The organism is Actinomycetospora sp. NBC_00405, from assembly GCF_036044095.1.
GTDB classification, from domain to species: domain Bacteria; phylum Actinomycetota; class Actinomycetes; order Mycobacteriales; family Pseudonocardiaceae; genus Actinomycetospora; species Actinomycetospora callitridis.
Map to the genome: position 1 here is coordinate 1,535,832 of NZ_CP107938.1, position 13,056 is coordinate 1,548,887.

Annotated in this window: 16 protein-coding genes; 7 read left to right on the top strand and 9 right to left on the bottom strand. The window is 74.9% G+C overall.

Features of this window, described 5'->3' with window-relative positions:
• Positions 1 to 17: 17 nt before the first annotated feature.
• Positions 18 to 776 (top strand): SDR family NAD(P)-dependent oxidoreductase, encoded by a 759-nt coding sequence (locus OG774_RS07570; protein WP_328308170.1) that lies wholly within the window; start codon positions 18 to 20, stop codon positions 774 to 776.
• Positions 773 to 1,558 (top strand): crotonase/enoyl-CoA hydratase family protein, encoded by a 786-nt coding sequence (locus OG774_RS07575; RefSeq protein WP_328308172.1) that lies wholly within the window; start codon positions 773 to 775, stop codon positions 1,556 to 1,558. Before OG774_RS07570 ends, OG774_RS07575 begins: the two co-directional genes overlap by 4 nt.
• 64 nt (positions 1,559 to 1,622) lie before the next feature.
• On the opposite strand, the gene OG774_RS07580 is transcribed toward OG774_RS07575, so the two are convergent.
• The 3 genes from OG774_RS07580 to OG774_RS07590 are packed head-to-tail and all read right to left on the bottom strand — an operon-like array spanning position 1,623 to position 3,653.
• Positions 1,623 to 2,144 (bottom strand): VOC family protein, encoded by a 522-nt coding sequence (locus tag OG774_RS07580; RefSeq protein WP_328308174.1) that lies wholly within the window; start codon positions 2,142 to 2,144, stop codon positions 1,623 to 1,625.
• 19 nt (positions 2,145 to 2,163) lie between these two features.
• On the bottom strand, positions 2,164 to 3,276 hold the full coding sequence (locus tag OG774_RS07585; RefSeq protein ID WP_328308176.1) for an adenylate/guanylate cyclase domain-containing protein: 1,113 nt from the start codon (positions 3,274 to 3,276) through the stop codon (positions 2,164 to 2,166).
• 11 nt (positions 3,277 to 3,287) lie between these two features.
• Positions 3,288 to 3,653: an ArsR/SmtB family transcription factor gene (locus OG774_RS07590; protein ID WP_328308178.1), complete on the bottom strand. Its 366-nt coding sequence runs from the start codon at positions 3,651 to 3,653 to the stop codon at positions 3,288 to 3,290.
• A 93-nt stretch (positions 3,654 to 3,746) separates the two neighbouring features.
• Here OG774_RS07590 and OG774_RS07595 point away from each other — a divergent pair, with 93 nt between their 5' ends.
• From OG774_RS07595 to OG774_RS07610, 4 genes are read left to right on the top strand one after another with little or no spacing between them, the layout of a single operon-like run.
• On the top strand, positions 3,747 to 4,745 hold the full coding sequence (locus tag OG774_RS07595; protein WP_328308180.1) for a nicotianamine synthase family protein: 999 nt from the start codon (positions 3,747 to 3,749) through the stop codon (positions 4,743 to 4,745).
• A gap of 33 nt (positions 4,746 to 4,778) precedes the next feature.
• On the top strand, positions 4,779 to 5,348 hold the full coding sequence (locus OG774_RS07600; RefSeq protein ID WP_328308182.1) for a hypothetical protein: 570 nt from the start codon (positions 4,779 to 4,781) through the stop codon (positions 5,346 to 5,348).
• Positions 5,345 to 5,911, top strand: coding sequence for a ferric reductase-like transmembrane domain-containing protein (locus tag OG774_RS07605; protein ID WP_328308184.1), 567 nt, complete (start codon positions 5,345 to 5,347; stop codon positions 5,909 to 5,911). Before OG774_RS07600 ends, OG774_RS07605 begins: the two co-directional genes overlap by 4 nt.
• A 57-nt stretch (positions 5,912 to 5,968) precedes the next feature.
• A complete protein-coding gene (locus OG774_RS07610) occupies positions 5,969 to 7,501 on the top strand; it encodes an MFS transporter (RefSeq protein WP_328308186.1) in 1,533 nt (510 codons plus the stop codon).
• A gap of 172 nt (positions 7,502 to 7,673) precedes the next feature.
• Here the strand turns inward: OG774_RS07610 and OG774_RS07615 are convergent, their stop codons facing one another.
• From OG774_RS07615 to OG774_RS07635, 5 genes are all read right to left on the bottom strand, one after another.
• On the bottom strand, positions 7,674 to 8,717 hold the full coding sequence (locus OG774_RS07615; RefSeq protein WP_328308188.1) for a YhjD/YihY/BrkB family envelope integrity protein: 1,044 nt from the start codon (positions 8,715 to 8,717) through the stop codon (positions 7,674 to 7,676).
• Entirely contained in the window at positions 8,714 to 8,983 is a 270-nt protein-coding gene (locus OG774_RS07620) for a YrhK family protein (RefSeq protein ID WP_328308190.1), read from the bottom strand. Before OG774_RS07620 ends, OG774_RS07615 begins: the two co-directional genes overlap by 4 nt.
• Positions 8,984 to 9,007: 24 nt before the next feature.
• Complete coding sequence (locus tag OG774_RS07625) at positions 9,008 to 9,328, bottom strand: DUF3040 domain-containing protein (protein ID WP_328308192.1); 321 nt, start codon at positions 9,326 to 9,328, stop codon at positions 9,008 to 9,010.
• Positions 9,329 to 9,431: 103 nt separating this feature from the next.
• Positions 9,432 to 10,778 (bottom strand): chloride channel protein, encoded by a 1,347-nt coding sequence (locus tag OG774_RS07630; RefSeq protein ID WP_328308194.1) that lies wholly within the window; start codon positions 10,776 to 10,778, stop codon positions 9,432 to 9,434.
• 49 nt (positions 10,779 to 10,827) lie between these two features.
• Complete coding sequence (locus OG774_RS07635) at positions 10,828 to 11,325, bottom strand: DUF1269 domain-containing protein (RefSeq protein WP_274198259.1); 498 nt, start codon at positions 11,323 to 11,325, stop codon at positions 10,828 to 10,830.
• A gap of 187 nt (positions 11,326 to 11,512) precedes the next feature.
• Between OG774_RS07635 and OG774_RS07640 the strand changes: the two genes are divergently transcribed.
• The gene (locus tag OG774_RS07640; protein WP_328308197.1) at positions 11,513 to 12,496 is read left to right on the top strand and encodes a DUF389 domain-containing protein; all 984 of its coding nucleotides are present in this window, start codon (positions 11,513 to 11,515) and stop codon (positions 12,494 to 12,496) included.
• Positions 12,497 to 12,505: 9 nt separating this feature from the next.
• On the opposite strand, the gene OG774_RS07645 is transcribed toward OG774_RS07640, so the two are convergent.
• On the bottom strand, positions 12,506 to 13,033 hold the full coding sequence (locus OG774_RS07645) for a potassium channel family protein (protein ID WP_328308199.1): 528 nt from the start codon (positions 13,031 to 13,033) through the stop codon (positions 12,506 to 12,508).
• Positions 13,034 to 13,056: the final 23 nt, after the last annotated feature.

Here is a 13,056-nt window from a genome sequence, read left to right on the forward strand (position 1 = left end):
ACGGGAGGAACCCGATCATGGATCTCCAGGGCGTCTCGGCCCTCGTCACCGGCGGCGCGTCCGGCCTCGGGCTGGCCACCGCGCAGGCGATCACCGCCGCGGGCGGGCGGGTGGTCGTCGCCGACCTCCCGTCGTCGAAGGGCAAGGAGGTCGCCGCGGACCTCGGCGGGGAGTTCGTCGCCGCCGACGTCACCGACGCCGACGCGCTGGGCTCCGCGGTCGCCGCGGCCGAGGCCGCCGGCCCGTTCCGCGCGCTCGTGCACTGCGCGGGCATCGGCAGCCTCACCCGCGTCGTCGAGAAGAACGGCGACCCGGGGGACATGGAGTCCTTCGAGCGGGTCATCCGGGTCAACCTGTTCGGCTCGTTCAACGCCCTGCGCCTCGGCGGCGCGGCGATCGCGCGCACCGAGCCGGTGAACGGCGAGCGCGGCGCGATGATCATGACCGCCTCCGTGGCGGCGTTCGAGGGCCAGATCGGGCAGATGGCCTACTCGGCCTCGAAAGGCGGCGTCGTGTCGATGACGCTGTGCGCCGCGCGCGACCTCGCGTCGAAGCTGGTCCGCGTCAACACCATCGCGCCGGGGCTGTTCGACACCCCGCTGTTCGCGACGCTCTCGGAGGACGTCCGCAAGGCCCTCGGCGAGTCGGTGCCCAACCCGCGCCGCCTCGGCGACCCCGCCGAGTACGGGCAGATGGCGGTCGCGATGCTGCAGAACCCGATGCTCAATGGCGAGACGATCCGGCTCGACGGCGCGATCCGGATGCCGCCGCGGTGAGCTCGCCCGCGGGTGGCGAGGAGCCCGTCCTGCGCACCGAGCGCGACGGCACGACGCTGATCCTCACCATCGACCGCCCGAAGGCGCGGAACTCGGTGAACACCGCGGTCGCGGAGGGGATCGCCGCGGCGCTCGACGAGCTCGACGGCGACGACGCGCTCGTCGCCGGCATCCTCACCGGGGCCGGCGGGTTCTTCAGCGCCGGTATGGACCTCAAGGCCTTCCTGCGGGGCGAGCGCCCGCACGTCGGCGACCGCGGGTTCGCCGGCATCACCCAGCGCCCGCCGTCGAAGCCGCTGATCGCCGCGGTCGAGGGGCCTGCGCTGGCCGGTGGGTGCGAGCTCGTGCTGTCGTGCGACCTCGTGGTGGCCTCGGAGGAGGCGACGTTCGGGATCCCGGAGGTCAAGCGCGGGCTCGCGGCCGCGGCCGGCGGCCTGATGCGCCTGCCCGCGCGCATCCCGCGCACCGTCGCCATGGAGCTCGCGCTCACCGGCGACCCGATGAGCGCGGCCGACGCGCACCGGTGGGGGCTGGTCAACCACCTCACGCCCGTCGGCAGGGCCCTCGAGGGCGCCCGCGAGCTCGCCGCGCGCATCGGGGCGAACGGACCGCTCGCGGTGCGGGCGAGCAAGCAGGTGATCGTCGAGTCCCCCGACTGGAGCTCGGAGGACATGTGGCGCCGCCAGGGCGAGATCCTCGGCCCGGTGCTGGAGAGCGAGGACGCCCGCGAGGGCGCCGCCGCCTTCGCCGAGAAGCGCGCCCCGGAGTGGCGAGGGCGCTGACGCGCCACGTGAGTGTTCTGGGTCGCCCCGGCGACCCAGAACGCTCACGTGCGCCGGAGGCGCCTCAGAGGGTGTCCTCGCCGTACATCTCGCCCAGCGGGTCCATGATGAACTCGACGCGGGCGCCGTCGGGGTCGTGCGTGTAGATCGAGACGTCGGACTCGACCATGTACTCGATCCCGCGCTCGTCGAGGCGGCGCTTGATCCCGTACCACTGGCTGCCGGGCACCGAGATCGCGATGTGGTGCAGCCCGCCGAGCACCTCGGCGTAGGGGCTCGGGTCGACGCCGGGCAGGTCGAAGAAGGCCAGGTTGTTGCCGTTGCCGACGTCGAAGAAGAAGTGCGTCGAGCCCGCGAGGTCGCGGTTCTCGAACAGCACGGTGACCGGGAAGCCGGCCACGTTCTGGTACCACTCCACCGTCGTGCGCACGTCGCGGCAGACCAGGGCCGTGTGGTGGATGCCCTTGCCGGTCGACGGCGGACGGTGATCGGTCGGGACGAGGAACTCCTCGCGGATCCGATCGCGGGCGGCCGTCAGCCGCTGCCGCTCCTCTTCGCTGATCAACGACGACTTGTCCGCGCTCATGGCGCAGACCGTAGACCGCTCAACCGAGATCGTGGACCGCCAGCGATCCCGCGTCGCGCTCCGCCTTGCCCGCCACGCCGCCGTCGCGGGTGAGCTCGGAGAGCATGCGGTAGGTCAGGCTGCGCGGGCGCAGCCCGAGATCCGCCGCGGCCTCCTCGTCCAGCCGCTCGACGAGCGTCTTCGAGACCAGCCGCTGCCCGCCGGTGGCCACCTGCTCGGCGCGGGCGCACTCGTTGACCTCGTCGCCCAGCGCGGTCACCTCGAGGCGCCCGCCGGTGACGACCTGACCGATGAACAGGTCCGCGCCCCAGTGCGCCCCGACGTTGAGCCGGCAGTCCTCGCGGGCGACCTCGACGCCGGTCTCGGCGAGGTCGGCGACGACCTCGGCCACCGCGCCCGGCAGGCTCTGCACGACCCGCAGCGCCGCGCACGCCGCGTCGGAGTCCGACCCGTGGCCCTCGGCGAGGAAGTAGGCGCTCGCCCCGTCCCCGGCGTGCTTGCCGACGATGCCGCCGTGCCGGGCGACGAGCGCGTCGAACGCCGTCGTGATCCCGCGGATGAGCTCGAAGTAGACGGGCGTCGGCAGGCGGCGGGACAGCGGGCCGGAGGAGTCGACGTCGGCGAAGACGATGGCCGCCGGGCGCTTCGCCGGCTCCGACAGGTCGGCCATCCGCGTGAACATGGCCTCGTCGCCCTCGCTGACCAGGGCGAGCACCCGGGCCGGGAGGAGCGGCGCGTAGATCAGCGCGGCGCCCATCGGCGAGCCGTCGGCGTGGCGCAGGCCGACCCCGAGCATGCCCACCGACCGCTGACGGGCCCCGACCTGCAGGTCCAGCGACAGCACCCACAGCGGCGCGGCGGGGCCGGACTGGTCGTCGAGGCGTGGGTGCAGGTCGCGGCGCAGGGTCTCGGCGGCCTCGGGAGTGAGGAGGTCGCGCCACAGCGGGCGCTCGAGCACCTCGTCGACGTGCTCGCCGTAGCCGACGTCGGTGTCGTCGTCCGCGCCGGCGAGCATCAGCATCTGCTCCGACACCCAGGCCAGGCGCCCGTGCGCGTCGATCACCTGCGCGGCCGTCCGCCCCGCGGCCAGGGCGGTGGCGACCTCGCCCAGCGGTCCCTCGGGTCCCCCCACGGCGCGGGAGCCTACGGGCCACCGAACGGGTGACCCGTCATCGACCGGCGGTGCTCGGCGTCGTGGACGAGCACCCCGAGGAGCTCTCCGACGTGGTGATCACGGGCACGCGAGAGGACGTGACGTCCCGCACGGCGCTGGGTGATCAGGCCGGCCAGGCGGAGCTTGGCGAGGTGCTGCGACACGGCCGGGCGGGTCACCCCCAAGCGGCCGGCGAGGGTGGAGACGTCCAGCTCATCGCCGCAGAGCAGCCACAACATCCGCAGACGGGTGGGATCGGCCAGCATCCGCAGGCCCTCGACAGCCACGTCGACGTGCTCGGCGGGCGGGAGCTCGGCCCATCGCCCACCTCGTTGCACGTTGTCGTGTGCGCACACGCTTAAGTATTGTGCCAGAGGGACGGAGCCGAGCTGGCGTCCGTTCGGACGCCGGCCCGACGACGACCGCCCGCCCCGGTGGAGGACATCGACATGAGCAGTCCGCTCGACCGCCCGGTCCCCCGGACCGCGACGCGTCCGTTCTCAGGGGGCGGCCCGGCCCGGCCCGGCAGCGAGCGGTCGATCGACCTGCCGTCGCGCCTCGCGGTGCGGGCCTGCGGCACGGACCGCAGCCACGACAGCCACGAGGGCCCGGCCGGCCCCGACGAACAGCACAGCCCCGACAGCCCGTCCGGCCTCCTCGCCGACATCCTCGCCCTCCACGACGCCCTGGCCGCCGAGCCCTCGCTCGAGCCGGGCCCCCGCACCGACGCGCTGTTCACCGCGCTCGTGGCGCTCGCCGTCGCGCCGCGCGCGCCGCAGGAGGTGGACGCGGTGCTCGCCGACCCGCGGCTCACCGAGCGCCTCCCCGACCTGCGCGCCCGGTGTGCCACCGGCGAGTACGCCCTCGAGCGCGCCTGGGCACACCGGGTGCTCGCCGCGGACGACCCGCACACCGCGCTCGAGGCGTTCCCGTACCTCCGGAACTACCGCGACCTCACCCGCATCGAGTACCACGCCGTCGCCGGGCACGCCCCGCGCGCACCGCGGCGGGCGCTGTTCGTCGGCTCGGGGCCGCTGCCGCTCTCGGCGCTGCTGCTCGCCCGCCACGGCGTCCGGGTCGACGCCGTCGACATCGACCCGGAGGCGGTGGAGCTCGGCGGCCGGCTCGCCGCGGCGCTCGGTGACGACGTGCGCGTCGCCGCCGGCGACGTCCTGGACCTCGGCGACCTCGCCGACTACGACCTCGTCTGCGTGGCCGCCCTCGTCGGGCTCGACCCCGGCGACAAGGCCGCGGCCCTGGCCCACGTGCGCGCCCGCATGCGGCCCGGCGCCCTCGTGCTCGCCCGCAGCGCCCACTCGCTGCGCGGCCTGCTCTACCCCGTGCTCGAGGTGGCCGGCGGCGATCTCGGCGGACTCGACCCGGTGGCCGTGCTGCACCCCCACACCGACGTCGTCAACTCGGTGGTGCTGGCCCGCGTCCCGGCCTGAGCCGTCGCGACCCGGGCAGGGCAGGCTGGACCCGTGCCCACCACCCGCACCGGCCCGCACCCCGTGGCGGTCGGGGCCGTCCTGCTGCTGGTCGCGATGATCGCCGCGGCGCTGTGGAACTCCGACGCCTCGGGGACCGGCGCCCGCAACGTCGGCAGCACGGAGGGGGCCCCCGCCCCGATCGCCGCGCCGCCCGCCCTGATCGCCGCGCCGCCCGGCGCGACCTGCGCCCCGACCGTGACGAATCCCGGCGGGCGCAACAACTACAACGACGACGCGCCGCTCGACGTGCCGCTGGGCCGGGGCCTGGTGATCACCGGGATCGTGCGCGACACGGCGTGCCGTCCACTGCCCGGCGTGCCCGTGCAGGTGTGGCTGCAGACGGCGCTGGGCAGCGAGCGCGAGAACCGGACGACGGTGCTCACCGGCCCCGACGGGCGGTACCGCGTGGACACCGACCCGGCCGTCGCCCAGTTCGGCGAGCCGAACGTCCACGTGGCCCACGACGTGAGCGGCCCGTGGCGCGCCGTCTTCCAGCGCCACGTCGTCGACTCCGAGGACACCCTGGCCGTCGTCGACCTCACGCTGGTGCCGTCGTCGTGAGCGCGGTCCGGGTCGTCGGGGCCGCGGCTGCGCTCGGCGGGGCGTTCCTCGTCGCCCTCGCCCTCGCGGGTCCCCACCTCGCCGGGGCACCGGTGCTGCTCGTGGTGTCGACGCTGGCGGCGTGCCTCGCCGTCGCCGCGCTCGCGGTGCAGCCCTGGCTGACCCGGCGCCGCGTCGGGGTCCACGTCCGCCTCGGCGGGATCGTCGGGGTCCTGGTCGCCCTCCACGTCGTCGCCCTGTTCGTGGAGGACCCGGACGACGCCCTGTTCTCGATGTCGCCCGACGGGCCCACGCGGGCGCGCATGGCCCTGTTCGCGACCGTGCTGCTCGTCGTCGTGACCCTGCTCGGGGTGCTGCGGCGGCGCCTGCGCTGGTCACCGGCCACCTGGCGGTTCCTGCACGGGAGCCTCGCCGCGCTCGTCGTGGTGCTCGGCGTCGGCCACGCGGTCCTGATCCAGGGCGCGCTCGACGGGTGGGGCACCGTCGTGCTGCTCGTGCTCGGCGGCCTCGGGGTGGTCGGCGCGGTGTGGCGGCTGACCGTGGTCCTGCGCCGGGCTTCCTGACGCACCTCATCCCCTGCGGGTGAGGAACGCGCCCGCGCGCGGCGCGAGAGTGCCCCCATGACCGAGCGCCCAGCCGAATCCGGGCCCGCACCCGTGGGCGGACGACGCGCAGGGCGTGGGGTGCTCGCCGTCGCCTGCGTCTCGACGTTCGTGGTCAACGCGAACACGTCGGCCGTGAGCATCCTGCTGCCGTCGATCGCGGCGGACCTCGACACCTCCATCGAGCTGCTCCAGTGGGCCGTCACCGGCTACCTGCTGGTGGGCGCCGCGGTGATCGTCACGTCCGGTGCGCTCGGGGACATCCTGGGGCGCCGGCGGGTGTTCCTCGCCGGGCTGGCCCTCTTCATCGCGTCCTGCGCACTGATCGCCCTGGCCGGATCGGGCGCGATGGTGGTGGTCGGGCGCGTCATCCAGGGAGCCGCGGGCGCGACGATCCTGGCGTGCGGCCTGAGCCTGCTCTCGGTCGCCTCGTCCGGAGCGCAGCAGATGCGGGCGGTCGCGCTGTGGGGCGCCGCCGCCGCGGCCGGCGCCGCCGCCGGCCCGCTGGTCGGCGGTCTCCTCGACGAGGCCACCGGGTGGCAGGGCCTGTTCTGGATCGACGCCGCCATCGCCCTCGTCTGCGTGCCGCTCACCCTGCGCACCGTGGCGGAATCGTCCGACCCGAACCGGCCCCGCTCGATCGACGTCGCGGGGACCGTCCTCATCGCGGGCATCCTCGTGCCGTTCGTGTTCGCCATGACCAAGGGCGCCGACTGGGGCTGGGTCTCGGTGCCGACGCTGTCGTGCCTGGTCGTCTCGGTGGCGGCCGCCGTCGGCTTCGTCGTCGTCGAGGGTCGGGTGACCGCCCCGCTGGTCGACCTGCGGCTGCTGCGGAACCTGGCCCTGGTCGGCTCGACGCTCGCGATCCTCATCGGCGCGGGCGCGATCGCCGCCCTGGGGCTGCTGATGAGCCTGTACTTCCAGGACCCCGCCGGCCTCGGCATGTCCAGCCTCGCGGCCGGTCTGGCCTCGCTGCCGGTGGCGGCGCTCGTCATCCTCGTCGCGCCCGCGATCACGCCGCTGACAGGGCGGTTCGGCACCCGGCCGATCATCTCCGCCGGGTTCCTGCTCCTCACGGCGGGCTTCGCCGTGCTCGTGTTCGTCCAGCCGAGCTGGACCTACGCGACGTTCGTCCTGCCGCTCCTCGCGATCGCCGTCGGGCTGGGGCTGTCCAACGGCCCCGCCTCCGCGGTCTCGACGTCGTGCGTCTCCCCCGCCGACGTCGGCGCCGCGTCCGGCATCTCGAACATGGCCCGGTACGTCGGCGGCGCGGTGATGACCGCCGTCGCCGCCGGGATCTACGGCAACGTCGGGCTGGCCCGCCAGGGGGTCGGCGAGTCGCCGGAGGACGCGCTCGCGAGCGGCTTCGCGGCCGCCTCGCTGGCCCTGGCGATCTTCTCGGCCACCGGGATCGTCCTCGCCGTCCTCGCGCGCCGCCGCGCCCGGCGCGGGCCGGCCGTCGTGGAGTACGCGGCGGCGGCCGCCGCGACCACCCACACCGTGCCGGTGCAGGAGGTCGTGGCGGAGGGCGCCGGCTCCCCGGTCCGCTGACGGGCTCTCAGGTCGGGAAGACGACGGCCCGGTCGTCCTCGACGCTGACGACGATCCAGCCGTCGGTCTCGGCCCGGCGGAGCGCCGCCTCCGCCCCGCCGGTGTACGCGAACTCGCGATCCGGGTCGTCGTGCAGGACGAGGAGCCGGAGTCGGCGAGCTGTACGTCTCGGTCACCACGGTGACGAGCCACCAGCGGGCGGTCTACGGGAAGCTCGAGGCCGCCGGTCGACGGGACGCCGTGCGCCGCGCCCGGGCGCTGGACCTGCTCTGATCCGGCCACGGTCGGGGCGGGGCGGCCCAGGGTCGGGAGGTGGTGCCTCGCCGCGGGTCGCCGCCCACGCCGTCGCGAAGAGGACGAGGCGTGCCCCCAGGTAGATCGCCACCAGCAGGCCGAGGATCGGCCCGAAGACGAGGCCGGCCGGGGAGCCGGTGACCCACCCGAGGTAGACGGCCCCGACCCGTTCGATCACCTCGAAGCCGACCGCGGCCATCAGCGCGGGGCGGACCGCACGTCGCAGGGGCAGCCGTTCCCGGGGCAGGCGCGCGATCACCCAGAGCAGGACCACCAGGTTCGCGGCGAGCGACAGCGCCAGCGTCATCGTCGCCGCGACGATCGTGCGGACCCAGACGGCGCCCTCGTCCCCGGCCACCGTGCCGGTGAGGGCCTCGCCGAGAGCGGTCAGGCCGAGCGCGACGGCCAGCACCACGGCCAGACCGAGGAGGGCGACGCTGTCGGAGAGGGCACCGGCGAGGTACGGCGGGCCCGCGGTGCGCTGGCCCCACTGGGCGGACAGGGCCTCGCGGACCCGGTACATCCAGACGAGTCCCGTGTACACACCCAGCACCAGACCGAGCACGCCGACGGTCTCGCTCTGGCGCAGGGCCTCCGCCACGAGCTGGTCGACGGTCGCGGCGAGTCCGGGCCCCACGGTCGCGACCACCGCCCGCTGGAAGTCCTCGAGCAGCTCGGGGTCGCCGAGCAGGACGCGTCCGGCGACGGCGAAGGCGATCATCAGCAGCGGGACGAGCGCGACCACGCTGAAGTACGTGATGGCGGCGGCGTAGTGGTCGCCGTGACGCTCGAGGTACTGGACGGCGGCCCGCACGAGGTGGTCGATCCACGCGTGGCGTCGGAGCCGCCCCAGACCCAGCAGCTCGCGGTCGGTCTCCGGGCCGGGCGCCGGGGTCGGTGGGCCGGCGTCCTCGGCCCTCACTCGACGCGGTCGGCGACCGCCGAGCCGACGGCCTGAGCGCGCTGCCGGGCCTCGTACCGCGCGAGGATCTCGCCGATCACGCCGACGAGCAGGCCCCACGACGCGACGACGAAGAGCCACGTGCCGGCCCGGGTGAGGGCGGGAGACAGGAAGAACAGGCTGCCGATGACGAACGCGACGTTGCCGAACAGGGCGACGCCCATGTGGACCCAGGGGACGTCGTGGGCGTAGCGGCGGATGTGCCGGACGTAGATGAAGAGCAGCATGATCGCCTCTCGCTGGCCGCGTGCTCAGGAACCGGGATCCGGGGCTCGTGGTCCGGGGGGTGTCAGCTCGTCCCGGATGGACTGGGGCAGCCGGGGACGCCACCCGACCCCGAGCAGGACCCCGACGGTCAGGAGCAGGACGATCAGCGCCTGGCCCGGGAGCCCGAGCCAGCACAGTCCGACGATCAGCAGCAGCCCGACGACCGCGACGGCGAGGTGCGCCCGCGACCGGCGGCGCCCGCCGCCCGACGCGCGGTGCCATCGGCGTGCGAAGGAGGGGTCGTCCGCGGCCAGGGCCCGTTCGGTCTCCGCGAGCACCGACCGTTCCGCGTCGTCGAGCGGCATCGTGGACTCCTCTCCCGGCCTCACTCGGGTCCCGCGCCGAGGCTCCGGCGCTCCACGAGCGTCGCGCCCCGCGCTCGCGGGCGGGTCACCCGGCGGAGATGAATCAGGCCGTTTCCGGGGCGGGCGCGGCCCGGGGGCAGGGGTCGGGCAGCCGGAGTGTCACCAGGTAGGAGACGACCACGCCGAGGATCACGAGCGGCATCACGGTCAGGCCGTCGGCGCCCAGGAAGAGCGTGGCCAGCAGGACCGAGGTCAGAGGCAGGCGGAGCATCCCGACGGTCATCGCGCCCATGCCGATGGCGGCCCCGGAGAGGGCGTCGAGACCGGGCAGGTGGGCCAGGGCGACGCCGCCGGCGGCCCCGATGAACATCGCCGGGAACGTGGGCCCGCCGCGGAAGCCGGCCAGCGCTCCCGCGTAGGCGAGCCCCTTGCACGCGATGAGGAGCAGCAGCGCGCCCACGCCGTAGGCGGCGGGATCCCGCAGCAGCGGGCCGAGGGCGTCCTGCCCGGAGAACAGCACCTCGGCGGCGTCGTGGCCGGTGACCCCGGCGTAGAGGATCGCGAGCGCTGCGATCCCCAGCCCCAGCACGGGGGTCAGGACCAGCGCGCGACGCACGATCAGCGGCCGCACCCGGAGCGCGGCGGAGCGGATCACCCAGCAGAGCAGGGCCGCGACAGCACCGGCCGCCACGGCCCACCCGAGCGACCAGATCGTCGGATCGTCCGCCGGCGGTAGGCCGGAGACGGCGAGCGAGAACGTCCCGAAGCCGGTCCAGGAGCCGAGACCGATGAACACCAGGGACCCGATCCCCGCTCCGAGCAGCCCGGGGACCAGCACCATCGTCGCCGTGGCGCCGCCGAGGCCGGCCGCCTCCATCATGAGGAAGGCCGCGGCCAGCGGGGAGCCGAACAGCGTGCTCACCGCGGCGAAGCTCCCGGTGGCCGCGACCACCGAGGCGACGCCGGCCGGTACGTTCCCCCGCCGGGCGAGGCGGACGGCCAGCACGGCGAGCCCGCCGCCGAGGGCGATCAACGGCGCCTCCGGCCCGACGACCACGCCGAGCCCGATGCTCGCGAGCGCCGCGGCGGCGATCCCGCCGAGCTCGCGCCCCGCGGGGTACCCGCCGGCGTGGAAGCCGTCGGCCGGGGACTCGCCCCCGTGGCCCGGCAGGTACCGGATCACGGGGGCGACGAGCACGCCCGCCACCCCGAGAGGGACGAGCGGCCACCACAACGGCGGTGCGGTGTACCCCAGCGCGAGCGGCGCCGTGGTGAACGCCCAGGTCTGGAGCGCCGCCGTCAGGAGGAGGAACCCGTAGGCGAGCGCCGAGATCGGGACCCCGAGCACGGCGGCCAGGCCCAGCAGGCCGAGATAGCGGCGCGACCGCAGGACGTCCATCGGCGCCATGGGCGCCTCCGCAGTCGCCTGCGGCGCAACCTCAGCGGTCACGTGTCGTCCTCTCCCCTGGTGCTGCTGTCCCTGGCGCCGGACCGACCCGTCAGACGGCGTGCGCCTCGGAGAAGACCTCGCGGAGCTGGGCCTCCTGCTCGGCACTGAGGTTGGTGTGCAGGAGCTCGCCGTCGACGCCCCGGAAGGCCTCGGCCACCTTGTCCGGCACCCCGTCGGAGGTCAGCGCGAACAGCGCGGACGTCCCGGGGGTGACCTTCTCCCGCACCTCCTTGATGAAGTCGTCGTCGATCCCCACGTCGGCCAGCGAGGCGGATGCCGCGCCCATCGCGGCACCCACGAGGAGTCCGAGGATCGGGACGAAGAAGATCAGCCCGAAGAGCAGGCCCCAGAAGCCGCCGCCGAGGGCGCCCGATCCGGCAAGGTTGTTCAGCTGGCGGGTCTTGGGCTTCTTCGCCCCGTCCACCCAGGAGACGACGGCGCCGTCGTGGATCCTGATCGCCTCTTCCCGCTGCAGACGCTCCAGGATCTGCAGGGCCTCGTCCGCCCCCACGGCCGTCGGGAACTTCACCGCGGTCAGTGTCGCCATCGATCTACCTCTCGTCGCGCCGTGCGGAGCCCTCGAGGGCACCGCCGTCCGACAGCGACTCTCGGCCGGGACCCGCCGCCTGGCATCACCTCATCGGGATGAGTCGGACGGAGGCGGCCCGCCGGAGATCGCGTCTCCTCCGCGGCGGGGGAAGCGGTCGACGGCGGACGCCCCCGACGCTGGGCCGATGCGCGTGGTGGCGGTGTCGGGTGCGGACATCGATCGCATGGCCGACCGGCTCTTCCTCGAGGAACGGCGCAAGCAGTCGGCCTTCTGGGTGCTGCTGACGCTGGCGGCGATCATCGCCGGCGCCGGGGTCGTCGCCGACTCCGACGCCACGGTGATCGGCGCGATGATCGTCGCGCCGCTGATGACCCCGATCCTCGGCACGGCCCTCGCCGTCGTCCTCGCCGACCGGGTGCGCATCCTGCGGGGCGTCACCACCGTCCTCGCCGGGGCCGCCCTCGTCGTGGCGCTCGGATTCCTGCTCGGGCTGCTCGTGCCGGAACCGGTGGTCGCCGCCACCAACTCCCAGGTCGCCTCCCGGGTCAGCCCCGACCTCGTCGATCTGGTCGCCTCGCTGGCCACGGGCCTGGTGGGCGCGTTCGCCCTGGTCCGCGACGACGTCTCGGACACGCTCCCGGGCGTCGCCATCGCGATCTCGCTCGTGCCGCCCCTGGCCGTCGTCGGGCTGACGCTCGAGTCCGGGGAGCCCGGCCAGGCCCTCGGCGCCCTGCTGCTCTTCGCCTCGAACGTGGCGGCGATCGTCGCGACGGGCACCGGGCTGCTCCTCGCCTACCGGCTCCGGCCCGCTGCGGAGGCGGCCGGCCGGCCGGTCGGCCGCCTCGGGCGCGGGACGATCGCGGTGGTCGCGGGCTTCGTGGTGCTCGTCGCCGTGCCGCTCGCGGCGGGCAGCTACCAGGTCTACCGGGACACCACCACGGTCGCGGGCGCGCGGCCCGTGGCCGAGCAGTGGGCGGCCGGGGCGTCCGCGCAGATCGTGACCGTCTCCGGGACCGCGGACGGGATCCTGGTCGAGGTCCTCGGCTCTCCCCCGGGCCCCGACGTCGACGAGTTGCGCCGCGCGCTCGACGCCGCTGGCTACGCCGACGTCCCGGTCGAGGTCTCACTCGTGCTCGGCGGAACACGGAGCCTCCCGGCCGGCGGATGAGCCCGGTGGTCAGAGCGCCGTCCCGTTGAGGCGTCCGCGGCCGCGGTCGACGGCGCTGAGAATGGTCCGCACGACGAAGCCCAGCAGGAGCAGGTTGGCGAGCATCTGGAGGGTCACCACGACGCGGGCGGCCGTCGACACCGGCGAGATGTCCCCGAAGCCGACGGTCGCGAACACCGTGACCGTGAAGTAGACCGCGTCGGTGCGTGCCATCGGCTCGGAGAACGAGGCCGGGTCCACCTGGGACAGGACGGTGTAGGTCCCCGCGAACAGCATCAGGAACAGCGGGAGCGCCACCGCCAGGGTCTCGAGGGCGCGCAGCGACGGGTACGGCGAGCGCGCGATCCCCCGCACCTGCCAGGCGATCAGCGCGCCCAGGACGGCCAGCCCGGCGACCAGCCGGAGGAGGGTCCCGACGTCCACGGCCATCCGCAGCGGGACGACGTAGAAGACCGCGACGATCAGGACGGCGTAGACGAGCGCCCGGGCGAGCGCGACGGCGGCCCGCCCGCGCGGGGGCGCGTGGGTGGTGGTCACCCCCGGACCGCCGGGTCATCGCC

Excerpts from the sequence above, each read along its gene's own strand:
- OG774_RS07620 (WP_328308190.1), bottom strand. The coding sequence starts at position 8,983 with ATGCTGCTCTTCATCTACGTCCGGCACATCCGCCGCTACGCCCACGAC.
- OG774_RS07625 (WP_328308192.1), bottom strand. The coding sequence starts at position 9,328 with ATGCCGCTCGACGACGCGGAACGGTCGGTGCTCGCGGAGACCGAACGG.
- OG774_RS07640 (WP_328308197.1), top strand. The coding sequence starts at position 11,513 with ATGCGCGTGGTGGCGGTGTCGGGTGCGGACATCGATCGCATGGCCGAC.
- OG774_RS07595 (WP_328308180.1), top strand. The coding sequence starts at position 3,747 with ATGAGCAGTCCGCTCGACCGCCCGGTCCCCCGGACCGCGACGCGTCCG.
- OG774_RS07610 (WP_328308186.1), top strand. The coding sequence starts at position 5,969 with ATGACCGAGCGCCCAGCCGAATCCGGGCCCGCACCCGTGGGCGGACGA.
- OG774_RS07580 (WP_328308174.1), bottom strand. The coding sequence starts at position 2,144 with ATGAGCGCGGACAAGTCGTCGTTGATCAGCGAAGAGGAGCGGCAGCGG.
- OG774_RS07635 (WP_274198259.1), bottom strand. The coding sequence starts at position 11,325 with ATGGCGACACTGACCGCGGTGAAGTTCCCGACGGCCGTGGGGGCGGAC.
- OG774_RS07570 (WP_328308170.1), top strand. The coding sequence starts at position 18 with ATGGATCTCCAGGGCGTCTCGGCCCTCGTCACCGGCGGCGCGTCCGGC.